At 59.6% G+C, this 22,237-nt stretch carries 19 protein-coding genes, 1 tRNA gene and 1 pseudogene; 9 read left to right on the top strand and 12 right to left on the bottom strand.

Features of this window, described 5'->3' with window-relative positions:
• Positions 1-833 precede the first annotated feature (833 nt).
• Positions 834-918 (bottom strand) — tRNA-Ser (locus SYN60AY4M2_RS08035).
• Between the two features lie 259 nt (positions 919-1,177).
• Between SYN60AY4M2_RS08035 and scpB the strand changes: the two genes are divergently transcribed.
• Positions 1,178-1,687 carry an SMC-Scp complex subunit ScpB gene (scpB, locus tag SYN60AY4M2_RS08030; protein WP_049749850.1) on the top strand — a complete coding sequence of 170 codons (510 nt, stop codon included), beginning with the start codon at positions 1,178-1,180 and terminating at the stop codon, positions 1,685-1,687.
• 206 nt (positions 1,688-1,893) lie between these two features.
• Here scpB and SYN60AY4M2_RS08025 read toward each other — a convergent pair whose 3' ends face one another.
• The gene (locus SYN60AY4M2_RS08025; RefSeq protein ID WP_011431619.1) at positions 1,894-2,544 is read right to left on the bottom strand and encodes a peroxiredoxin; all 651 of its coding nucleotides are present in this window, start codon (positions 2,542-2,544) and stop codon (positions 1,894-1,896) included.
• A 289-nt stretch (positions 2,545-2,833) separates the two neighbouring features.
• On the opposite strand from SYN60AY4M2_RS08025, the gene SYN60AY4M2_RS08020 reads away from it, so the two are divergent.
• On the top strand, positions 2,834-3,880 hold the full coding sequence (locus SYN60AY4M2_RS08020; protein ID WP_099812679.1) for a hypothetical protein: 1,047 nt from the start codon (positions 2,834-2,836) through the stop codon (positions 3,878-3,880).
• 49 nt (positions 3,881-3,929) lie between these two features.
• Here SYN60AY4M2_RS08020 and SYN60AY4M2_RS08015 read toward each other — a convergent pair whose 3' ends face one another.
• The 4 genes from SYN60AY4M2_RS08015 to csaB all read right to left on the bottom strand — a co-directional run bounded on the left by SYN60AY4M2_RS08015 (position 3,930) and on the right by csaB (position 8,064).
• Complete coding sequence (locus SYN60AY4M2_RS08015) at positions 3,930-5,012, bottom strand: mechanosensitive ion channel family protein (RefSeq protein WP_011431621.1); 1,083 nt, start codon at positions 5,010-5,012, stop codon at positions 3,930-3,932.
• Between the two features lie 154 nt (positions 5,013-5,166).
• On the bottom strand, positions 5,167-6,036 hold the full coding sequence (locus tag SYN60AY4M2_RS08010; RefSeq protein WP_099812678.1) for an alpha/beta hydrolase: 870 nt from the start codon (positions 6,034-6,036) through the stop codon (positions 5,167-5,169).
• Between the two features lie 140 nt (positions 6,037-6,176).
• Positions 6,177-6,761 (bottom strand): CPBP family intramembrane glutamic endopeptidase, encoded by a 585-nt coding sequence (locus SYN60AY4M2_RS08005; protein ID WP_011431623.1) that lies wholly within the window; start codon positions 6,759-6,761, stop codon positions 6,177-6,179.
• 151 nt (positions 6,762-6,912) lie between these two features.
• Entirely contained in the window at positions 6,913-8,064 is a 1,152-nt protein-coding gene (gene csaB, locus SYN60AY4M2_RS08000) for a polysaccharide pyruvyl transferase CsaB (protein WP_240527773.1), read from the bottom strand.
• Positions 8,065-8,852: 788 nt separating this feature from the next.
• Between csaB and SYN60AY4M2_RS07985 the strand changes: the two genes are divergently transcribed.
• From SYN60AY4M2_RS07985 to SYN60AY4M2_RS07975, 3 genes are all read left to right on the top strand, one after another.
• Positions 8,853-10,835: a PBP1A family penicillin-binding protein gene (locus SYN60AY4M2_RS07985; RefSeq protein WP_099812676.1), complete on the top strand. Its 1,983-nt coding sequence runs from the start codon at positions 8,853-8,855 to the stop codon at positions 10,833-10,835.
• Positions 10,832-11,212 (top strand): hypothetical protein, encoded by a 381-nt coding sequence (locus tag SYN60AY4M2_RS07980; protein WP_099812675.1) that lies wholly within the window; start codon positions 10,832-10,834, stop codon positions 11,210-11,212. The genes SYN60AY4M2_RS07985 and SYN60AY4M2_RS07980 overlap by 4 nt, the downstream gene beginning before the upstream one ends.
• Before the next feature lie 263 nt (positions 11,213-11,475).
• The gene (locus SYN60AY4M2_RS07975) at positions 11,476-12,075 is read left to right on the top strand and encodes a superoxide dismutase (RefSeq protein ID WP_011431628.1); all 600 of its coding nucleotides are present in this window, start codon (positions 11,476-11,478) and stop codon (positions 12,073-12,075) included.
• Between the two features lie 76 nt (positions 12,076-12,151).
• Here the strand turns inward: SYN60AY4M2_RS07975 and SYN60AY4M2_RS07970 are convergent, their stop codons facing one another.
• Entirely contained in the window at positions 12,152-13,789 is a 1,638-nt protein-coding gene (locus tag SYN60AY4M2_RS07970) for a serine/threonine-protein kinase (RefSeq protein ID WP_240527772.1), read from the bottom strand.
• A 261-nt stretch (positions 13,790-14,050) separates the two neighbouring features.
• Between SYN60AY4M2_RS07970 and SYN60AY4M2_RS07965 the strand changes: the two genes are divergently transcribed.
• The 3 genes and pseudogenes from SYN60AY4M2_RS07965 to glyS all read left to right on the top strand — a co-directional run bounded on the left by SYN60AY4M2_RS07965 (position 14,051) and on the right by glyS (position 18,790).
• The gene (locus tag SYN60AY4M2_RS07965) at positions 14,051-16,129 is read left to right on the top strand and encodes a cation:proton antiporter (protein ID WP_099812674.1); all 2,079 of its coding nucleotides are present in this window, start codon (positions 14,051-14,053) and stop codon (positions 16,127-16,129) included.
• Between the two features lie 241 nt (positions 16,130-16,370).
• Positions 16,371-16,554, top strand: a pseudogene (locus SYN60AY4M2_RS14765) (hypothetical protein); the annotation flags it as partial.
• A 37-nt stretch (positions 16,555-16,591) separates the two neighbouring features.
• Positions 16,592-18,790 (top strand): glycine--tRNA ligase subunit beta, encoded by a 2,199-nt coding sequence (glyS, locus tag SYN60AY4M2_RS07955; protein ID WP_206336926.1) that lies wholly within the window; start codon positions 16,592-16,594, stop codon positions 18,788-18,790.
• Positions 18,791-18,832: 42 nt separating this feature from the next.
• Here the strand turns inward: glyS and SYN60AY4M2_RS07950 are convergent, their stop codons facing one another.
• The 5 genes from SYN60AY4M2_RS07950 to SYN60AY4M2_RS07930 all read right to left on the bottom strand — a co-directional run bounded on the left by SYN60AY4M2_RS07950 (position 18,833) and on the right by SYN60AY4M2_RS07930 (position 21,901).
• On the bottom strand, positions 18,833-19,756 hold the full coding sequence (locus SYN60AY4M2_RS07950) for a fructosamine kinase family protein (protein WP_011431633.1): 924 nt from the start codon (positions 19,754-19,756) through the stop codon (positions 18,833-18,835).
• A gap of 7 nt (positions 19,757-19,763) precedes the next feature.
• Positions 19,764-20,216, bottom strand: coding sequence for a hypothetical protein (locus SYN60AY4M2_RS07945; protein WP_011431634.1), 453 nt, complete (start codon positions 20,214-20,216; stop codon positions 19,764-19,766).
• A gap of 112 nt (positions 20,217-20,328) precedes the next feature.
• On the bottom strand, positions 20,329-20,868 hold the full coding sequence (locus tag SYN60AY4M2_RS07940; RefSeq protein ID WP_011431635.1) for an ATP/GTP-binding protein: 540 nt from the start codon (positions 20,866-20,868) through the stop codon (positions 20,329-20,331).
• A gap of 56 nt (positions 20,869-20,924) precedes the next feature.
• On the bottom strand, positions 20,925-21,479 hold the full coding sequence (locus SYN60AY4M2_RS07935) for a protoglobin domain-containing protein (RefSeq protein ID WP_011431636.1): 555 nt from the start codon (positions 21,477-21,479) through the stop codon (positions 20,925-20,927).
• Positions 21,480-21,532: 53 nt separating this feature from the next.
• Positions 21,533-21,901, bottom strand: coding sequence for a roadblock/LC7 domain-containing protein (locus SYN60AY4M2_RS07930; RefSeq protein WP_011431637.1), 369 nt, complete (start codon positions 21,899-21,901; stop codon positions 21,533-21,535).
• A gap of 113 nt (positions 21,902-22,014) precedes the next feature.
• Here SYN60AY4M2_RS07930 and SYN60AY4M2_RS07925 point away from each other — a divergent pair.
• A partial coding sequence (locus SYN60AY4M2_RS07925) for a helix-turn-helix domain-containing protein (RefSeq protein ID WP_143597317.1) occupies positions 22,015-22,237 on the top strand: 223 nt, incomplete at its 3' end.

Below are 22,237 nucleotides of genomic sequence, written 5' to 3'. Positions count from 1 at the left end.
TAGGCTGCTACAACTCTTTGCCGCAAATCCAAAGAATGAGTCGGCATTCCTTTCTCTCCTTCCTCTTGAATACCTGTACCCTATTTTAAATTAAAAGGCTGTAACTTTGCATTTTTCTCTCGTATTTTTCCATTCTCTCTTCATAAGTCCAGGATTCGTATAAGAAGCGGGCTAAGGTGGCCACACCAGCCATCCCTGCCAAGATTAGAAAGAATGGAGCCTCAGCAATAATCAGCGCAATTAGGGCAACGACTCCAGCTCCAGTTGACAGGGCAGCCTGGAGCTTGTCCATCACACGGGTTGGGAGCTCTGGTAGTTGCGGCTTGACTGGTCGAGGGGGTAGTTGAGGTGGCTCAGGTTCTCTGGGGCGAGGGGGCAGTTCTGGCCCGCTCAGTTGCAGGCTGATGGGGGTGGGAAGAACTATATAGGGATAGCAGTCACTCCGCTCATATTTGAGGATTGGGTGGGGCTTCCAGCTCGGCGTGTGCATTGCGCTCTACTTGATCTGGCGGTTGCCCTGTAATATGCCAGAGGCCACTTTTCCAGTCAATTCTCCCTGGGCCTGTAGAGCTGCAGCTTGTTGTCCTTTTGCACCACCACCCGCTTCCAGCCTGCCTCTGTCCGGTAGATGAAGCTGATGTTTCGGGGCTCCGGGTTGTGCCCCGCTGGCAGCGGTTTGCCCTGGGCCCTGGCCCTCAGTCGGTCGGCTACGTCGAAGAGATAGCCAACCTCTAGATAGGCGTAGAAGGGCCTATCTAGGAGTAGGGGCGTGGTAGGGGGCTAGATCCGCCGAACAGCATTGTGGGTTACTCAATAAAGCAACGGAAAAGCAACGGAGAGGGTGGGATTCGAACCGACGGTGGCGTGAACCACGGCAGTTTTCAAGACTGCTTCCTTAAACCGCTCGGACACCTCTCCAATTCTCTGGGATCCCCAAACCCTATTTATGCTACGCAATTGGCTTCAGGCTGTGCAATTGTACTCCGCACCGAGTAGCGCGATGGGCGAGAAAGCAGACCCTGCCATGGTTTAGCATAGCAACGCTCGCCTTGGCCCAGGCCGCCCCAGCAGGGATCCCTCAGTCTGCAACTGCTGCTATGCTACGGGACAGGTTAGCGGATCCCTTGTCGCTATGCCCTCGCGTCGTTCCAAGTCGGTTTCAGATTCCAGGCCAGAGATAGGAGGGGGGCGTCTTTTAGCCCTGAAAAATCAGATCGAGGCAATCCTCTACCTGAAGGGACAGCCGTTGGCCCTATCGACGCTGGCCCAGTTGGCCCACTGCAGCCGCGAGGAGGCCTACGATGCGCTTTTGGAGCTGATGGAAGACTACGCCCACCGCGATTCTGCCCTAGAGGTGCTGCAGGTGGAGGAGGGGTTTGCTCTGCAGTTGCGGGAGCCTTTTCTGGAGCTGGCCAACCAGCTCTTGCCCCCTGAAATCGGGGTGGGCGCCACCCGTACCTTGGCAACCATCGTTCTACGTGGCCCCCTCTCGCAAGCTGACTTGGTGGAGTTGCGCGGTCAGGGCGCTTACCAACACGTGGCAGAGCTGGTGGAAAAGGGCTTTGTGACCCGCTATCGCAAAGAAGGCAGCCGCTCCCCCTGGTTGCGGGTGACGGATAAGTTCCATCGCTACTTTACAGTGGAGAGGCTGGCCGAAACAGCAGCAGCTTCCTTCCCCGAAGCCTAAACTTGCCGCCCAACTCGATCCCAACCCCACCGGCGATCGTTCTCTCCCAGAAGAGGAGGTTTCGCCTAGGCCAGCGCAGCGCCCTCCGAAACCGTCTTAGGCGGGTTTAAAGAACCATAAAGTCAAGGATCCCCTCGGCGGGGATCCAGAGAAAGGAATCACGGCTTCGGCGGAGAAGGGATCCCTTCCTGCCAAGGGGGGTGGACTTACTTATTGGGCTGAGGGGTGAGCCGCAGGTAGGGCTTGAGCTCCTTGTAACCTTTCGGGAACTTTTCTTTTAGCACTTCAGGATCCTGCAGCGAAGGCGGGATAATGACGTCGTCGCCATCTTTCCAGTCGGCAGGGGTGACGACGCTGTACTTATCCGTCAACTGCAGAGCGTCGATGGCCCGCAAAAGCTCGTCGAAGTTGCGGCCCGTGCTGGCCGGATACGTAAGGATGAGGCGGATTTTCTTGTTGGGATCGATAACGAAAACCGAGCGCACCGTCAAGGGCAGCCCTTCTTGGTTAAGGTTGGTTTGATCCAACATGCCGTAGAGCTGCGAGACCTTGCGGTCTACATCTGCCAAGATGGGGTAGTTCACGATAGCGTTCTGGGTTTCCTCGATGTCTTTCACCCAGCCCAGGTGGGAGTCCACATCGTCCACGCTGAGGGCCAGCACCTTCACCCCCCGCTTTTCAAATTCGGGCATCAGCTTGGCAACGGTGCCCAGTTCGGTGGTGCAGACCGGCGTGTAGTCGGCAGGGTGGGAAAACAACACTACCCAGCTATCCCCGGCCCAGGAGTAGAAGTCAATTTCGCCGTGGGTGGACTTTTGCGTAAAATTGGGAGCTGTATCGCCAAGTCGGAGAGCCATACGCTCTTTCTCCTCAGTAAAGAGTTCAGTCCGGTGAGGCCGGGATCCGGATCCTTGCCATCGATCGATCTACAGTCTATTCTGCCACAAAAACTCCACTTTTCCGAGCGGATTTTAGGATATTTTAAGGTGTTGCCAACTTGCCGGCTAGGGGGAGTGCCCTTTCCCGACGTAAACGATTGTTGCGGGGGAATTAATATTCTGTAAGTTCTTTACAGGCTGCAACGGCGACGTGCTAAGGGTATTGTAGGTAACAGAATCTAGCTTCTCGGGCGAGGCCGTGGGATCGATGGGAAGTGCAGAAACAGCTACAACTTGCAGCTTGGCCACCCTGTGGGCCCAAAAATATGTAGACAAGCTGCGGGCGCAGGCGGCCTTGGGCGAGCTGCTGGGCGCCCAACTGGCCGACAAAGTGAAGGGATCCCTGCGCTTTGCCAGCTCCCAGGCCTGGGCCAAGACAGAGCGGCTCTTGGCTGCTGAAATACCCAAGCAGCGGCTGGATCCGGACTTGATCGATCCCTGGCAAATTGCCGAGGATTCTCGGGATTTATTTGAGGCGGCAGCGGAAAGTTGTGGGGAGGGCCTCTCGCCGGCTCGCTTTTCGGTGCAGATCGCGCCGCTCTGTGGCCGGCTGAGGGCCCGCTACAGCGAACGGGATCCGCGGGTGCTGGGCTTTTTAAGTATGCAATTCCACTACACGGGGCAAATGGTCTTGCAAGCCCTATCCCCTCAAGAGCGCGGCCTCTTCCACCCCTACTTGAAGGTCATGGACGACCACCTCTACATGCCCCTCCAGAGGATGTACGAGGGTGCCGCCGCCCATGCAGGCGATACCTTTTCCGCCCCCCTGGCTGCCGTGCAAGAGCTCTTGCCTCTGGTTACCAGCGTGGCAGAGTCCATCTGTGCTGAGGTGGCGCAGCGTTTCCCAGGCTATCGCTGCGAAAGCGGCCCCTTGACGGATCTGGAGGTGCGGATTTCCAGCATCCGCGATGTGGAGATGTTCCAGGTGTACTTGGGCCTCTGCGTCCTGGAAGGCAGTGTGGCGGCTGTCCAACAAGAGCTGTTTCCCCTGTGTGTGATGCTCTACCCTCCTTTGAAGGTGGAGTGGAAGCTGGTGCGGCAGATGCTGGAGCTTTTGGATGAGGCGCTGCGCTTTCAGCTCACCCCGGCCAGCTACACCGTCCTGCTGCCTTATCTGCGAGCCGTGCAGAGCATGTTCTCGCGGGAGGTTTTCCCCGAAAGCGACCCCATCTGGAGCCATCATCCTGACGTGATGCGCTTTATGGGAACGGCGCAGAACCTGTTGCAAGAACTGATGGGTCAAGGAGCTATCTGAAAACCCGCCGGCAGCCCCATTCCCATCCCACTTCTTTACTAAGAGAGGACTAAGAGAGGTTGGTGAGGGCACCCTGCTGCTTCGAGCTCAGGTAGAGCAACTGCGTTGGGTAGGCAAATTCGATTCCCTGTTCCTGAAAAGTTCGCTTCAGAGCCAAGTTGATGCGCTCCTGCACATCCATGTAGAGGTTGTAGTCTGGGCTGAGCACGTAGTAAACCACTTCGTAATTGAGGCTGAAATCTCCGTAGGCGGCGAAGTGGGCGCGGTCAAATTGGGCGTTGGGCTCGGCTTCGATAATTTGTCTCACCAAGGTTGGAATGGCCTGCAGCTTTTCGGGGGGAGTTTCGTAAACAACGCCAAAGCCAAAAACCACCCGCCGCCGCTGCATACGTTTGTAGTTGCGAATTCGGGATCCGGTGATATCGGTATTGGCCATCACGATCTGCTCTCCGCCCAAGCTGCGTAGGCGCGTGGTTTTGATGCCGATGTACTCTACGGATCCCATAAAATCGCCCAAAATTATAAAATCCCCAATCTCGAAAGGCCGATCCATCAAAATAGAGATATAGGCAAACAGATCCTGTAAGACTCCTTGCGCCGCCAAAGCAATGGCTATACCGCCAATGCCCAAGCTGGCCACCAGTGCTGCCACATCAAAACCCAGATTTTCCAGCAGAAACAAGATACCGATAAGGGTAAACACCACCCGGATCAGAGGGGAGAGCAACAGCAAGCTTTGCTCGGTGGTGGCATCGCCTTTTTTGCGCATCAGGTAAATGCGCAGAGCATACTCTACACTGGCGCTGAGGAGATTGATGCCCAAGTAGGTGCCAACGACAGTGGCCAGGATGTCCAGAGTTTGCCGCAGGACGGTGGCCAAATTTAGGCTGCTCAAACAGACGTAAATCAGAGCCAGGTAGAGCAAAGGGATCAGGTAGCGCTCTACTAGTTGAATAGGAGTATTGCCGGGGATCCCGCTGAGTTTAGAGAACCAACCTGCCAAGGTTCGGAGAACCAAGCCCCGCAACACAGTGCGGATGGCGAAGATCCCGACTACAAAGATGAAAAATACCAGCAGGTAGTTCCAAAGGGGGTTGCCCAGCAGTTGGAAGCTGAGAATCTCCTGAAGCATGGCCTTGAAAACCGCCTTCTTCGGTCAACCAACAGCGAATAAAAGCAGCGGGAAAGCCCAGGGCAAAAGAGTCGCCTGGATTTGCTGCTTCTGTAACCAGTACCCTCTGGGTCTTAGCTAACAAAACAGGGACATCATAACACTGTGTTTATCGCTACTTAGCCGGCTGCTTGGAGAAAGGATGCTCGGGATCCACCAGCTCGGCCACAAATTGGTGCAGGATGGGCAGGTAGCGCTCCCCGGCCACTTGTAGCAAATTGTTGTGATCGGCTCCCTCGATGGGCACCAAACGCTTGGGATCCCGTGCCGCTTGGTAAAGGGCTTCGGCATGCCAGAAGGGGATCAAGCGATCCTGGGTGCCGTGCAAAATCAGCAGTGGGCAGTTGATCTGGGCGATGCGGCTGAGGTTGTCGAAGCGATCAAAAGGCAGCAGCGGGATGCGGGTCAAGACGCGAAAAGCAGTTACAAAGGTCGATTCCAGGATCAGACCCCCCACCGGCTTTTGGGCTGCCAAGTAAACCGAGGGCCCGCCCCCCACCGAGCGTCCGTAAACCAAAATCCGCTCCGGCGGGATCCCCTGCTCCACCAGATAGGCGTAGGCGGCCTCAATGTCCTTGTAGGCACCGGCTTCGGAAGGGATCCCTTCGCTGGTGCCGTAGCCGCGGTAGTCGTAGGCCAAGACGGCAAACCCCCCCTGCTGCAGGCCAGCCAGGCGCGGCAAGATATCTCCCAAGTCCTCGGCGTTGCCGTGGCTGTAGAGGAGGGTATAGGTGGCTTCGGGGTTGGGCAGATACACCGCCGAAATCTGCAGGCCATCGGCGGTGGTGAGCTTGAAAATGGCATCCCCATCCTGGTAGCTGGCGGGGCGAGGCAAAAAGATCAGCCGCTCCGATTGAAACCAGCCCAGCCAGAGCAGGTAGCCGTACACCCCCAGGCCAATAAGCAGCAAGGATCGCCCCACCTGCAGCCCCGGGAAGGATCCCAAAATCCAATTCAAAGGCTTTAACATCCCTCGGCTTGGCATCGAGATAATTCTCCTCACCCCCGGCCCCAGAGGGAGAGGGGGAATTGGTGGCGGCGACGTCGGCAACTAAGGCCTACGGCCCGCTCACGCGAAAGGCCTACGGCCCGCTGACGCGAAAGGCCTACGGCCCGCTGACGCGATCAGGATTCGGCTGGCAAGGCGGAACATTTCCAAAGGCAAACCCCAATCCAGTTAACCAGAGTATGGGCGACGATGGTCACCAGCAGGTTTCCCGACAGCCACACGCCCAGCCCCAGGAGGACGCCCACGGCGCTGGCCCAGACGGCATAGGGCCAACCCTGCCATCCCAGCCAATGCAAAACCCCAAACAAGAGGCCGCTCAAGAGGATCCCGCCCGTCCACCCCAAGGGACTGGCCACCAGGGATCCCATCAGCACGCCGCGAAACAGCCATTCCTCGCTCCAGCCCGGCAGCACCCCCACCCAGAAGATATCTGACCACTGCAGGGGATCCGCCACCAGGTGCAAGTAGGCGGAAGCCGCCCGGCGATAGGCCGGCCAAAGCCAGTAAGCCCCGCAGCTGAGCAGCGCCACCCCCAGCCCCAGCGCCGTTCCCCAGGCAACGGCCAGCGGATCCCAACGGAAGGGCACGCGCAGGGATCCCAGCCAGATCCAGAGGCCGGCGATCACCGCCGCGATCAGGCTGGTCAGGCCCATCCCGATCAGGATCTGTTGGCGCGTACAGGGTTGAATCTCGGCACTCATGGGAGGGGATTTGGCTTGGCACCCTATTCCCAGGGTAGAGCGAATCTCGACAAGGACGGCTGCCTGAATCCACACTGGCAGCGGGGAACACTCCAAGCCCTGAAGGGCGGGGCCTAGGCCGCCATTGTCTCGGTCAACAGGGTAGGAGCTCTCAACTCCCCGCTGCTTGCCAGTGGAGGTGCTGCCTCAACAACTGGGCGTGCTGGGCCGATCGCTCCACCCAAACGGCCACTTGGTCAGGGCCGAGGGCCGGCCCATCGGCATAGCAGGCCAACCAAGCCCGGTGCAAAGCTTCCGGATCCTCTGGGATCGCCTCGAGATCCCAGCCGGGCATGCCCAATTCCTCAAGCAGCGTTGTCACCTTGGGATCGTAGCTGAGGCCAAAGCAGGCACAGCCCTCGGCTGCCGCCATCACCAGGCCGTGGTAGCGCATCACAATTGCCAATTTCACCCCCCGAAAGACCCCCTTTAAAAGATAGGGATCCCGAATTTCCAACACCTGGCTGTGGCCGGGCAAGCGCTGTTGCAGCCGTTGCGCCAAGCGGTAGTCTGGCCCCAGGTCGGGGGATCCAGGCGGAGCCAGTTGGAAGGGCAGCAAAAGCAGATAAGCTCCGGTGGCAGCCTGGAGGCGTCTCAGGCCCTCAGCCAAAATCTCCAATCGCGCTGGAGTGAGCTGGGGATGCTGCCGCAAGACCACGGCAATGCGGGGCTGAGGCCATCTTTCCCACTCCGGCAGGGTTTTGGAGGGCAGGCCCCAAACCGGATCCGGGGCCACCTGATGGGGGATCCCCCAGGCTCGCAGCCATTGAGAAGCAACGGCGTCGCGCACGCTGATGGCTGTACAACCTGCTAGAGCGCGGCGGGCCAGCTCGCGGATCCAGCCCCGCTGCAACGGCCCGATCCCCTGGGCCCAGGCCAAGGTTTTCAGCCCCCGCCGCTGGGCCCAGAGCATCAGTCCCAGGTAGTAGAGGGGGCTGCGCCAACTGGTGCGATCCTGCAGCAGGCTGCCCCCACCCCAGATAAAAGCTTGAGACTGCCTCAGATAGCGCCGCAAAGCCCAGCCATCGAAGCGCGGGCAGGCCAGTACCCCATAGGTGGCAGCCGTTTCCGCGGGGCGAGGAGAGAGCACCACCGGCTGTACAGGGCCGGACAACTGCTGGAGTTGCCGCAGTAGGGCCAGCAACAACGCCTCGTCGCCGGCATTGCCGTAGCCGTGGTAGCCACAGATCAAAACCCGTGGCCCCTGCATCGAGCCGATTTGCTCAGGCAAGTTGCGCCGGGATCCCCAATCAGTAGCAGTCAAGGTTGGTCGAACTCGGCCCGTTGCATCGAGAACCTAATCCAGCCTACAGCTTCCTTCCGGGATCCAGAGCGCTGCCGGCGCAGACATCTCCCTTGCAGCGGAAGGTCTCAGACAGGTCTTCCTTGATGTTCTCCCCACGGCTATAGCTTGCTTCCGCGCAGCGCTCTGCCAGGGGGGTCTTTCTCAGCTTGTGGGATGGCTCCCACTTGCCGAGCTGCCCAGAGCATGCGGTTTGCATCGCAGGGGACGCCGTAACCCCAACTCCCAGACCTATGGCCCGCTTGCGGGAAGGGATGTGGAAACACCCCAGATACTTCCTCTTCTTGCCGCAGTTTCGTATCTCGGCTATTGCTCTAGCCACCTGGCAAGACGCTGCCCTGGATCTTCTGGCCCTGCCAACACTGCCAATGACAAGAGTCCTGGATATCGAGATAGCGCTTCCAGGCGCAAGATCTCAACGCGGTGGGACAGGGATCCCTTTTGCAGAAAAGTTTGCTAAGCAGTTCTAACTGAGTTTTTCGCACGTCGATAACAATCTTGCCGCCCTTCTGGGGCGAGATAGCGGCGAGGCAGCCGCCTGCCCTGCGAAACAGCATGTCGAGATCCGGGCTGGTAGGGAACTGGGGATCCCAGCAGCCAGCAGACAAAGCACTCGGAAACCCCCCACGCTCACCCGGATTTGGCCCACTCAGAGAGGGAAAGGATCCCCTGCCGGCCTAAGAAGCGCCGCCCTATAATGGGTCAGACTTGCGGTCGCTCCGCAACGCTGAAGTGACGGGGTTTTTGAGGTGACCTACGGTCGCAGACCATCGGCCCGCTGGGCTAGGAATTCGGCTTCGCAGCATCCTTACAGCCGCCCCTTTCCGGGGTATGACGAGTATGCCGACGCCGCCCGACCCGCTCGCCCCTCCTGGAGAGCTCAGGCCGCCGCCACGGTGGGCAACCTGTTGCTGGGATCCCTGCTCTTGGGATCTACAGCGACGGCTGCCGGCTTGATGGGGTTGGCCATCAGCTTCCGCAACCTGCCCGATGTGCATCAATTGCGGGACTACGTGCCGGTGGCCACCACCCACATTGTCGATATTCGCGGCGAGCCGATTGCCAGCTTGCACGGGGAAGCCAACCGGGAAGTGATCTCGCTGGAAGAGGTCTCGCCGGAGATGAAAAAAGCCCTGCTGGCCATTGAAGACAGCCACTTCTACACCCACCCCGGCATCAACCCGGTCAGTTTGGGCCGGGCGCTGCTGGGCAGTGTTGAAGGGGGGTTGGGCTCGGCAGGAGGCGGCTCCACCCTGACGATGCAACTGGTGAAGAACCTGTTTTTGAGGCCGGAGCGCACCCTCAGCCGCAAGGTGGCCGAGATTGTGCTGGCGGTGCGGCTGGAGCAAGTCTTTACCAAAGACGAGATCCTGGAGATGTACCTCAACCAGGTGTACTGGGGGCACAACCTCTACGGCATCCAGGCGGCGGCCCGCAGCTACTTCAACAAGGATGCGGCGGAACTGAACTTGGCGGAAGCAGCGATGTTGGCCGGGATCCTGCCGGCCCCGGAAATCCTCAGCCCCTTTCGCAACCTGGAAGGGGCCAAGCGACGGCAGCGGCTGGTGCTGGATCGCCTGGTGGAGCTGAACTGGGTTACCCCGGAAGAGGCCCAGGCGGCACGGGAGCAAGAATTGACCTTGGGCCGCATCACCTCCTTCCAGAGCAACGCCCCGGCGGTTACCGACGCCATTGAGGCAGAGCTGCGGCGCCGCTATGGCGAGCAGGCCATCCTCCAGGGGGGGCTGCGGGTTCAGGCCACTATCGACCTGCGGCTGCAGCGCATTGCCCAGCGCATTGTCAACGAAGACGGGCCTCGCATCGGAGCTGCTCGCCGGGCCGACCAGATGGCCCTGGCGGCGGTGGATCCCCGCACCGGCTATGTCAAGGCCCTTGTGGGCGGCATCAACGCCCAACGGGGCCAATTTAACCGCGCCACCCAAGCCTTTCGCCAAACGGGATCCACCTTTAAGCCCTATGTGTACTACGCGGCTCTGGCTACCGGCCGCTACGGGCCCAACAGCATCCTCTACGACACTCCCATCACCTATCCTGGCTCGCCTCCCTACAGCCCGAAAAACTACGACAACACCTTCTACGGCCCCCTCACCTTTGCCCGCGCCTTGGAGCTCTCCCGCAACGTGCCCACCGTCAAGCTGGCAGATGAAGTCGGGATCCGCAACGTCATTGCGGCAGCCCAGGCCACGGGCATCAGTGCCGAGATGTTTCCCAACTTGGCCACGGCCCTGGGCTCGGCCAGCGTCAGCCCCCTGGAAATGGCCGCCAGCTATGCGGTGTTTGCCAATGGCGGCTACCGGGTGGAGCCAACTCTCTTGGCTCAGGTGGTGGATCGCAACGGTCAGATTCTCTTCGAGGCCAAGCCCCAGCCGCAGCGGGTTTTGGATCCCTGGGCGGTGGCCACCCTCAACCAGATCCTCAAGGGGGTGGTGACCCAGGGCACGGGGACGGCGGCCCGTCTGGACGATGGGCGCCCGGTGGCCGGCAAAACCGGCACCACTTCCGATTTTCGCGACGCCTGGTTCATCGGCTATGTGCCGCAACTGTCCACCGCCATTTGGATCGGCAACGACAACAACTCCCCTATGTTGCCGGGCACGGCAGGAGGCGCCTTTGTCGCCCCCACCTGGAAGCGCTTCATGAGCGAGGCCCTGCAAGGGATCCCACCCCAAGACTTCCCCAGCCCCCAGCAATTTCTTCCCCCCCGGCCATGAGCAATAGCGAGGAGCGGCTGGCGCGCATCGAGCGCGCCGTCGAGGCCAACGCTCAGGCCATCGCCCAACTGGCCCGGCAAAACCAAGAGCTGATGCAAACCATTGCCGGCACCGAGGAGCGCATTGCCAGAGCCGAGGAACGCATTGCCAGAGCCGAGGAACGCATTGCCAAAGCCGAGGAACGCATTGCTGGCGCCGAAGAACGTCTGGAGGCCGAGGTCAAACGCTGGGACGAGCGGTTTTTCCAGCTCAGCCGCGATACCCTCAACTTCACCCGCAATGTAGTGACCATCGCCGCCATCACGGCTGTTTTGATCCCCCTGCTCAGGGATGTCGCTCCCCTGCTGATCGAGCTGCTGCGGGAGGGATCCCGTTAGCCCTCTGTAGCTGGGACATCTCGCTTTTCCAACCGCTGGCCAACAAGTGGTTATCGGCAATTGCGCTGAGACAGCCGCGATTCCACCTCTCTGGGGTCGAGCAGGGTTCCAACCGGAATCGAGGTGTCCAAGGGATCCCAGCGCGTACTGATTCTGAGTTACACTAAAACTGCAAAGAAAGGTAACGCCTTTTTCTGGTTATCCTGACCCTTCGCCGCGTTCTTTCTTGCATTCCTTGCACAAGACACAGAGGACAGACGATTATGGCTTTTGAACTCCCGGCTCTGCCCTACCCTGCCGACGCCCTCAAGCCCTATATGTCGGCGGAAACCTTCTCCTACCACCACGGCAAGCACCACGCCGCCTACGTGGCCAACCTAAACAAGCTGATCGAAGGCACCGAGCTGGCCAATAAGTCGCTAGAAGAAATTATCAAGACCACGTTTGGGGATCCCGACAAAGTGGGCATCTTCAACAATGCCGCCCAGGTCTGGAACCACACCTTTTTCTGGGAATCCATGAAGCCAGGTGGGGGCGGCGCGCCGACGGGGCCCATCGCCGACAAGATCAACGCCGATTTTGGCGGCTACGACAAGTTTGTCGAGGCCTTCAAAACGGCGGCGGCCACCCAGTTTGGCAGCGGCTGGGCCTGGCTGGTGCTGGACAACGGCACCCTCAAGGTTACCAAAACCCCCAACGCCGAAAACCCGCTGGTGCACGGCCAAGTGCCCCTGCTCACTTTGGATGTCTGGGAGCACGCCTACTACCTGGACTACCAAAACCGGCGGCCCGACTTCATCAGCGCCTACCTGGAGCACCTGGTGAACTGGGATGCCGCCAATGCCCGGCTGGCTGCTGCCTGACTGACTCTCTTCTGGGATCCTCTGACGGGGGATCCCATCGAGGACTAGCCTTGCCCAGCTCTTTGCTAGGGGATCCTCAGGGATCCCTTTTTTTTCGGCCTAGTCCTTCCCCAAGCGTTCCCGCTCTTCGCGCAGGCGTTCCAGGAAACTGGGCGTGGGGTTTTGGGCAGGGGTGGGGGAGGCAGCAGGAGGAGCGGCCCGATTGATGGGGGGAAACAAGGGTTGGTTGATGGGCTGTGGGGGGAGAGGCTTGGCTGGGACACGAGCTGGAGAAGGTGGAGCAGCGGGTGTGGGCACTGCAACCGGTCGGGGCGGGGGCGCAGCGGGGGGGGGGGGGGGGGGGGGGGGGGGGGGGGGGGGGGGGGGGGGGCGGCGAAGTGGGCGGGGGTGCTGGGGCGGTTGCCGGTGTGGGCGTGGGTTCGGGTTGAGGAGGGTCTTGAGGGTTGTCCCGAGCCGGATCCGGATCATCTTCAAACGCTGGCTCACCCGCTGGATCCCGCAGCAGCCAGTCCAGCAGCGGCTCCGGGATGGCTTGCTGCCCATCGGTGGCAGGGGGCAGCGGAACGGCAGGCGGTCTCTCCATGCCTGTGCCCGGATCCAAGAGCAGACGCAGGCCCCAAAAAGTGCTCCCGGCAATGGCGGCCAAAAGGGCTATCCCTCCCCAGAGGGGGAGCGGCCTACCTTTGGGCTCCGGCTGGGCGCTGAGCCGATGGGCGCCTTCCTGACCATCGAGGGCTGCCAGGGTGCGCTCGGAAAAGGGCGAGGTTGTTGGAGGGGGGGTGAGGGCAGAGCCGGCGCTGCTGTCAGATTGCAGGGATCCCTCCAATTGGTCGCTGAGGAGCTTCATATTCGGGGGCCGCTGGCCGGGATCTTTAGCCAGACAAGCAAGCACCACTTCCTCCAGCGCCGGCGGGATCTCATGGGGCAACTGGGAGCGGTCGAAGGGCCGAGGCTGTTGGTAATTGTGGGCCTCGTACCAACCGGGAAAAGAATCGGTCTTCGGTTTTAGGGGGTGTTGACCGGTCAGCATGCGGTAGAGCACCACGCCGAACGAGTAGATATCGGAGCGGGGATCCAGTTCCTCGCCGCGCACCTGTTCGGGAGAGGCGTAGCGCACTGTGCCCAAAAAGCCGGTGGTTTGGGTGCCGAGGGCCAGGGAAACATCGCTGAGCAGCTTGGCAATGCCGAAATCCAGGATCTTGACCGTCTCCCCCAGGGTCTCATCTTTCAAGACAAAGAGATTGCTGGGTTTGATGTCGCGATGGATCACCCCCTTGATGAGATGGCCATCCTGCTCGGTCTCTAGGTTGTGGGCGTAGTAGAGGCCAGCACACACCTGGCGGGCGATCTTCACCACCTGTTGCGGCGGCAGCAGCGGCTGCTTGAGCAGCAGTTCTCCCAAGCTGCGCCCCGTCAGGTATTCCATCACCAGATAGGGTTGGTTGTTCTCCAGGCCGTAATCCAGCACCTTGACAATGGCCGGGTGCTCCCCCAGCAGCGTGCTGATGCGAATTTCCTGCTGAAAGCGCTTGAGCAAGTGACGACGGGTGTTTTCATCGCCTGCCAAGTTCTGGTGCAACAGCTTCACCGCCACCGGGCGATTGAACAGGCGGGTATCCACAGCCTTGAACACCTGCCCCATGCCCCCTGCCGCAATGCTCTGAACCAGTTGATAGCGCTGACCGATCACTTTTCCAGGAGCAAGCTGGTTCATAAGCGGCCCAAGAGCATGTACCCTCCGATTTTAATGGGTGTCTCTCGAAAGTTTCTCTCGCCTCTTTGCGGGCGCCACCGCCAGGCTGTCTTCATTCCCAGCGTGTTTTTGATGTATTTTGAATGCTTGTTAAACGTCCTGTCGGAGATTGAAGACTGGACGAAGGCTGCGAGCGATGGGGAGCTATCTGGATCTGGATGAATCTGATAGACTCAGGCGGGCGCTTTGCCGAGTCTCTGCGTTGGTGTCTGTCGGGTATTTATGCGAGCTAGCTGGCTGCAAATCTCAGGGATCCCTCTGGCCACGCTCGGCCCGGTGAAAAACCCGGTGCTGGTGTTCCTGATCATCCTGACGATCATGCTGGTGGCGCCGCTGCTGTTTGAGCGGCTGCGCCTGCCGGGGATCATCGGCCTGATCTTGGCCGGCTTGGTGGTGGGGCCCTACGGCTTGGGCATCCTGCAGCGGGACGAGACCATCGTCTTATTGGGCACCGTGGGGCTGCTGTTTCTCATGTTCATGGCCGGGCTGGAGACCAGCCTGGAGGATCTGAAGCTAAATGCCTGGAAGGCCAGCATCTTCGGAGCGCTCACCTTTCTGTTGCCAATGGTGATCGGCACGACGGCCATGCTGGCTTTGGGGTATGGCTTTTTGGCGGCGGTGCTGGTGGCCTCGTGTTTTGCCTCCCATACCCTCATCGCCCTGCCGATCGTCTCCAAGTTGGGCCTGATGCGCTTGCAGACGGTGACGGCCACCTTGGGGGCGACGCTAATTACCAATGTCTTGGCGTTGTTGGTGCTGGCGGTGGTGGTGCGCGCCCACCAAGGCGAGCTGACGCTGCAATTTTGGCTGACGCTGATCCCCTCGATTGCCCTCTACACCTTGGCCACCCTCTGGGGGGTGCCCAAGCTGGGCGGTTGGTTTTTCCGGCGCTTTGGCCACGACGAGGGGGCAGAGTTTACCTTTGTGATTGCCACCTTGTTCGTGGTGGCCTACGGAGCGGGGTTGATCGGCATTGAGCCGGTGGTGGGCGCCTTTTTGGCCGGGACGGCCATCACCCCCATCATCCCCCAGCTCAGCCCCCTCATGAACCGCATTCAGTTTATCGGCAACACGTTGTTTGTGCCGTTTTTCTTGATCTCGGTGGGGATGCTGATCAATCCCGGCATCCTCTTCGGCGAGCCGCGCACGCTGCTGGTGGGCGGAGTGATGATTGCAACGGAGGTGGTGAGCAAGTTTCTGGCCGCTTGGATCCCGGCCCAACTGTTTGGCTGGCGCTTTGCCAGCACGATGATCATGTTCGGTTTGTCGATGGCTCAGGCGGCGGCTACCCTGGCGGCGATCACGGTGGCCTTTCAGGTGGAGTTGGTGGATGAGCTGACGGTGAACGGCACCATTGCCATGATCCTGGTGACCTGTGTTGCCTCGCCTTGGATTGTGGCCCGCTGGGGAGAGCAAATGCAGCCAGCCGAAGTGGCGGCAGAGTCCACCGAATTGCCCAAGCCGGATTGGGGAGCTCGCGTCTTGGTGCCGGTGGCCAACCCGGATACTGAGAGGAACCTGTTACAGTTGGCTTTGATTTTGGCCAAAAAAGATGGGGGAACGCTGCTGCCGCTGCATGTTTTGTCTGACCGCGCCGGGATCTCGCCGGCAGCCCTGGCCCGGCAGGAGCAATTGTTGACCTTTGCCGAAGCTCTGGCCCACAGCGCCGTGACCCGAGTGGAGCCGATCCGGCGGGTGGATGACTCGGTGGAAAAAGGGATCATTCGCTCGGCGGCGGAACGGCGGGCGACCTTGGTGATCCTGGGCTGGAAGGGCTACTCCACCTATACAGAGAACTTTTTCGGCAGCATCATCGGCGCGGTGGTGCGGCAGGTGGGGATCCCAGTCTTGATTACGCGGTTTCCAGTACCCATCGAGACGGCGCGCCGCATCCTCTTGGTTGCACCGGAGCTGGAGGTCTCTCCCGGATCCCTGCAGCAGACCATTGGGCTGGCGCAAACGCTGGCCGGCGAATTGAAAGCAGGTTTGCAGATCCTGCTGGTGCAAACCCGACCTGGGCGGAAAAGCTCCCCAGCCTTGCCGGCAGAAAGCTATGCCCACTTGCCGGTTCAGCGGGTGCAGGGGGGGGTGGTGGCGGAAGCCTTCAAAGCGCTGCAGCCAGGAGATGTGTTGGTATTGGTTCCCAGTGAAACCGGCAACCGGTCGCGCCTGGGCCGAGAGCCGGAGACCATCGCCCGCAACCGACCCAGCCTTCCCATCATCGTGGCGCATTTGCCGCGGGATTCAGCTCATCCCTTGCGCCAAGGAGATGGGGTTCTGGCGGCCGCAGAGCCCACTTGACAGGGATGGCATTGGGGTGTTGTCTGGCGGACTGGAGCTCTTGTCTCAACGACGCCCCGGCTCCCCTGGTAAACTGGGATACCCCAGGTTCGGAGCAGTCGTGAGCCAGAAGGGAGGCCCAGAGCCATAGACTATGTTGATTGAGGAAGTGGGGATGGTACCCTACGGAGCACAGGAGCATGACTCTAGTCAATAATAATCAATAATAAGCTCAACTATACTGAAAATGACGTATGATATGTTCAGTACGGATTACTACCAGTTGATCTTTCTGTTTACTTTCGAGTCTGCCAACATGGTAGCCAAAGCAAAGCAGAAAATTGGTAGTAAGACGACACGGAAACTGCGCTTTGGGTATTCTACTCAAAGCTTTGCGGGATACCGCCATTCTGGTTGGAAACAAACAGAATGCTATCGCTGCATAGTTGAACAGTGATGTTCAGCAGTGTTCAGCGTAAATGTATCAGTATGGTTGCCTATTTGCTGGAAGTCGGCTGTGAAGAGCTCCCAGCCAGTTTTGTGGATTCGGCTCTGGAGCAGTGGCGAACCGGGATCCCGGCCTCTTTGGCGGAGGCCCATTTGCAAGCGGAGCAGATGCAGCTTTTCGGTACGCCGCGCCGCCTGGCGGTTCTGTTGCAGGGGTTGCCCACCCAGCAGCCGGATCGCACTTTGGAGGTGAAGGGGCCGCCAGTGCAGGTGGCCTACCAAGATGGCCGGCTCACCCCCGCCGGGGAAAAATTTGCCCAAAAACAAGGGGTGGATCCCGGCAGCCTGGAAATCCGGCAAGTGGGCAAGGGATCCTTTGTGTTTGCGGTGCAGCGGGTGCGGGGCCGACCGACGGCGGCGGTGCTCCAGGAATTGGCGCCCACCTGGATCACCAGCTTGAGCGGCGAACGGCTGATGCGCTGGGGCTATGGAGACCTGAAGTTTCCCCGTCCCATCCGCTGGCTGGTTTCCCTTTGGGAGGATCAGGTGTTGCCTTTGCTCTGGCCTACCTCCGAGGGAAATCCTTTGCCGGGCTTGGTGGCGGGGCGGGTGAGCCGGGGGCACCGCGTTTTGGGATCCCAGCAGGTTGTCCTGGAGCGGGCCGAGAGCTACGTTCAGCAAATGCAAGAGGCGGGGGTCAGCCCCGATCCAACAGCGCGAGAGGCATACATTCAGGCTGAGGTGACCAAGCTGGCCAGGCAGGTGAATGGGGAAGCCCAGATCCCTGCTCCTTTGCTGCGGGAGGTGGTGCAGTTGGTGGAGTGGCCGACGGCGGTTCTGGGGCGCTTTGAGCCGGAGTTTTTGCGATTGCCCGTGGCGGTGATCGAGACGGTGATGATCACCCACCAGCGCTACTTCCCAGTGCGGGATGGCCGGGATCCCCAGAAACTGCTGCCCTACTTCATCACCATCTCCAACGGCGACCCCCGGCAAGCAGAGCGGATTGCAGCAGGCAACAGCCGGGTGGTGCGGGCACGCCTGGCCGATGCTCGCTTTTTCTACGAGGAGGATCGGCGGATCCCGTTGGCCCAGCGGGTGGAACGCCTGCAGGCAGTTACCTTTGCCGAAGGGCTGGGATCCATGCGCGACAAGGTGGAGCGCATCCGCCAAATTAGCCGTCTCATCGCCGCTGCCTTGAAGTTGGATCCGCAGGAGCAGGCGCTGGTGGATCGCACCGCTTACCTGTGCAAGGCGGATCTGGTGACCCAGATGGTGTACGAGTTTCCCGAGCTGCAGGGGATCATGGGCGCCGAGTACGCCCGGCAGGATGGGGAACCGGAGGCGGTGGCGGAGGGGATCGAACAACACTACTGGCCCCTGGGGGCAGGGGAGGCCTTGCCCGCCTCTTTAACCGGACGGGTGGTGGGCTGGGCGGATCGCCTCGATACCCTGGTGGGCATGTTTCGCTTGGGGCAGATCCCTACTGGTTCTTCGGATCGCTTTGCCCTGCGGCGGGCCGCCAACAGCCTGGTGTTGATTGCCTGGGATGCCGGCTGGACCTTTGACTTCAACTCCCTGTTGCAGAGGGTGGTGCAGGACTACGCGGCAGGCGACGAGAAGACCTTGAAGGCTTTGCAGGAGTTTTTGCTGCAGCGGCTGCAAATCCTTCTGCAGGAGGAAAAGCGGATTGATTACGACCTGGTCAGGGCAGTGGTTGGGGATCCAGAAGCGCTGCAAGAGGGGGAGCCAGCAAAGTCCGACCTCCCTCGGCGAGCCTTAGCCAACCTGCCCCTCACCCTGCTGCGGGCTGAGTACCTGCAACACCTGCGAGCCACCGGGGAATTGGCGGATCTCTACCCCACCCTCAATCGCTGTGCCCGCCTGGCCGCCCAGGGAGACTTGGACAGCGCCGTGCTGGATCCGGCAGCGGCTGTGGATGCCGACCTGTTGCAGGAGGCGGCAGAACGGGAGCTGTACAAGGCTTGCCAGAGGGTTTACCGCCTGGGGGTGGAGCCAGCCCTCCAAGGAGACTTTACCCCACTGGTGGAGGGCCTGCAGGCAGCAGCCCCCGCAGTGGATCGTTTTTTCGAGGCGGTTTTGGTCATGGATCCGGATCCCAGGCTGCGGGCCAACCGGCTGAACCTGTTGGGGGTATTGCGCAACCAGTCCCGTTTGCTGGGAGATATGGGAGCTGTGGTCATGGCAGGAGAGGCTGCGCCAGCAAAGAGCCACTAAGGAACCAGTAACTGGGCGCAATCATCCTTGGGGGCGGGAGATTCATCCAAGAAAGCTTAAGCATTGCTGCAAGGCCCGCTGCACTGAGCCCAGGTAGCCCTCTCCAAACAAGTTGAGATGGTTGAGCCAGTGGTAGAGCTGGTAGAGGGGCTTGCGCTGGCAATACCCCTCGTCCAGGGGATAGGCCTCTTGATAAGCCCGGTAGAACTCTGCCGGGAAGCCGCCAAAAAGCTCGGTCATCGCCAAATCCGTCTCCCGATCCCCGTAGTAGGTGGCTGGGTCAAAAATCACCGGCGAGCCGTCGGGCAAGGCGCCGTAGTTGCCGCCCCAGAGATCCCCGTGCAGCAGAGACGGGACGGGTCGGTAGTCCAGAAAGAAAGTCTCTAGCTCCGCCATTACCCGCTCGGCTTGCGCCACCCACGCGCCGCGGTAACCCCGCTGACAAGCCAGCTTGACCTGGTAGAGCAGTCGCTGTTCCCGGTAGAAGTCCAGCCAGTTCTGTCGCCAACTGTTGATCTGCGGCGTCGAGCCGATGGTGTTGTTGCGATCCCAGCCGTAGTGGCCGTTGGGGGAGAGCGTGCGGTGTAACTGGGCCAACTGGGATCCCAGCAGACTCCCCGTTTGGGGGCGGGGCGAGGTCAGCTCCAGATATTCCAACACCAGGTAGGCTTGCCCACCGACGGATCCCCAGGCCATCGGCTGCGGCACCCGCACAGCCTTGGCTGCCGCCAAAGTTTGCAGGCCTGCCGCTTCCGCCGCAAACATCTCCAGCGCTCCCTCTCCTCCCCGTGCCACTTTAACAAAGTAGTCCCTAGTTTCCTGGGCAGAAAAAGCTTGGAGCGCACAGGAGAGCCGGTAGGCAGCGTTGATGCTGCCCCCGCCCACAGGACGGTAGTGTAGAGGACGCAAGGGATCCCCTGTGATTTCAGAAAGGTGCTGAGCGACGGCCTGCCAAAAGTTCTGCATCAGTACCCTATTTTCCTTCCGTGGGCGTCGCTGCCTCAGGATCTAAAACAGCTCCTGCCCCGTAGGAGTCGATGTCAACCGCTTGGGATCCCCCCACCGCCAACAGCTCCATCAGGGATCCCAGCCGCCACCAGATCAATCCTGCTGTGCTGAAGACAAGGATCCCGCCCACCAGAGCAGCCAAGCCCAAAGATAGGCCAAACACGTTCAAACAGGCAGCCACAAAGCCGAAGGTAAACACACAGCAGAGAGTATAGGTGAGGATCACCCCCGGCGTGCGGTAGCGAATCTGCCCCTGGCTCTCTCGGTTCTGCTGCCAAAGAGCTACCTGGTACTCCAACTTGTCTTTAAAGATGATGCCGAAAATAACCGCGAAGAAGCTGAGCAGGGCAATGGCCGAGTAGATAGGGGGGTTGACAAAGCTACGGGAAAACTCGCCGCCAGCGTAAAGAGACTCCATGAAGCTTACCTGATCCCAGTCCTCCTTAGCTTAACATTTCTTAGCATCTTCTGCTGCGGAGTCAGCATCTAAGAGAAATCGGAGCAGGTCGAGCCGTCTCAGCTACCCCCTCTCAGACAACCACCTGGGGCATCAGTTGCTCAACCAATAGGAGCAGAGTATTGGCCACAGAGGCCGGCTCTTGGGCATTTAGGGTCGTGTGGGGAATCGATTGGTTGTTCAAGATCAGCAAAATGTCTTCTGGATCCCAGGCATTGGGGTGATCGACATGGGTGATCCCAATAACCGAGGGAACATCTGTCCTCGCCTTCATGAAAGCTTGAATAGCCTGAGCGTTGCGAAACTGACCGGGCAGGTGGGCGGGCACCAAAAGGATGTACCCATGGGCGCGCCGGATCAAAATATCCCACATAAAGCTGAAGCGGGCCTGGCCGGGGGTGCCGTAGAGATGCAGCCACATCTCTTCTTCCTCTTCTCCGATCCTCAGGCGGCCAAAGTCCATGCTGACCGTTGTGCTCTGCTTCAGCTCTGCCACCTCATCGGTGGCCTTGCGATCTGTATCGACCACTTCGATCTCACTAATGGTGCGGATAAAAGTGGACTTTCCAGCCCCCACCGGCCCGGTTACGACGATGCGGAGAATGTTGTCCATAGTCAGCCCCTGCCCTAAACCCCTAGCCTAAATCTGCCCCTAGAGCCCTTGCCGAATTAAGAAGCTAAGTTGCTGGCGCCGGTGGCAATAAGACGCTTAAACAACGCCTCGCTCATGCCCGTTTCCTGCTGCACAGCGTTGTAAGCCACCTCCAGATAGGCTTGCTCGATAAAGGAGAGATCGATCATGCAGACCTTGCTCAGGCTCATCCGCAGTTGCTCGGGCTTGCCCTCTTTGACCAGCCGGCGGCTCACCTCCTGCACAACCGTGGCCATGGCCGGCACCACGTGTTGAGGGCCAATGCCAACGCGCACATGAACTAGGCCAATTTTCCAGCGGCGCTCGGCGTACTGGGGGCCCCAGTTGTCCATGCCTGTAAACATTTCCTTAAACCAGTCCGTAAAAGTCTGGCCCAGCCGTTGCCGGTTGTGCTTAGCAATAACAGCTGCCATCTCAGCATCGCGATCCAAATAGCCGTAAAAGGCATCCGACATTTCTGTGGCGATGCTGCTGCCCCAGTCGGCACTTTGCTGCAAAATCTTCCTGTCTTCGTCTGTAAATTCGGTGCGCGAGATCAAGACTTGCAGCAGCTCCAAAGGTTTGATAGTCATAGTTCCCTCAAAATCAAGCGAAAATCAAAACCCAGCTTCCCTGCTTAGCTTGCCTACTTCATCGCTTCTGCAATGCTTGCGGCCACTCGCTTCATTTCCAAAAAGAGCAAGCCTTGCTTAACTTCATGGCTGGCTAGCGTCAGCAAAACGGCGTCAGGTCCGCAACTGGTTAAAACGCCGTACCCTTTTTCTCCCTGCACAAAAATTCTCTCTATGGCTCCGCGGCTCAGCTCTTTCCCAATTCGTTCCCCCAGAGAAAGCATAGCCGCCGACATGGCCGATGCCCTTTCTTCGTCCATGCCTGCCGGCAATGCAGAGGCCAGAGGCAAGCCATCTGGCGTGACCACTGCTGCTCCTTGAACTTCCGGCGTGCTGGAAACGTAATTCTGGAGAATTGCTTGCAAAGAGGATAAATTAGCCATCCTTTCTCTCCCTGCTTTCAAGACTTTTTGTCATTTTTTCTCGTATCTATTTGCTGATACAGCCTTTTAATTTAAAATAGAGTACAGGTATTCAAGAGGAAGGAGAGAAAGGAATGCCGACTCATTCTTTGGATTTGCGGCAAAGAGTTGTAGCAGCCTACCAGGCAGGTAACACCTCCATCCGCCAGGTAGCTAAACGCTTCATGGTGACCAAAAGAACAGTACACCGCTGGGTGCGTCAGTACCAACAAACTCAAGATTTAGCCCCTAAGAAAGCAGGCACCAAGCGAGTGGGCATTTTGGAACAACATCGGCAGGAAGTGATGGCAATTATTA

The sequence above is a fragment of the Synechococcus sp. 60AY4M2 genome, from assembly GCF_002760375.1.
Classification (GTDB): Bacteria; Cyanobacteriota; Cyanobacteriia; order Thermostichales; family Thermostichaceae; genus Thermostichus.
The sequence above is the reverse complement of the archived record's forward strand: the minus strand, read 5'-3'. Positions and strand labels throughout refer to the sequence as shown.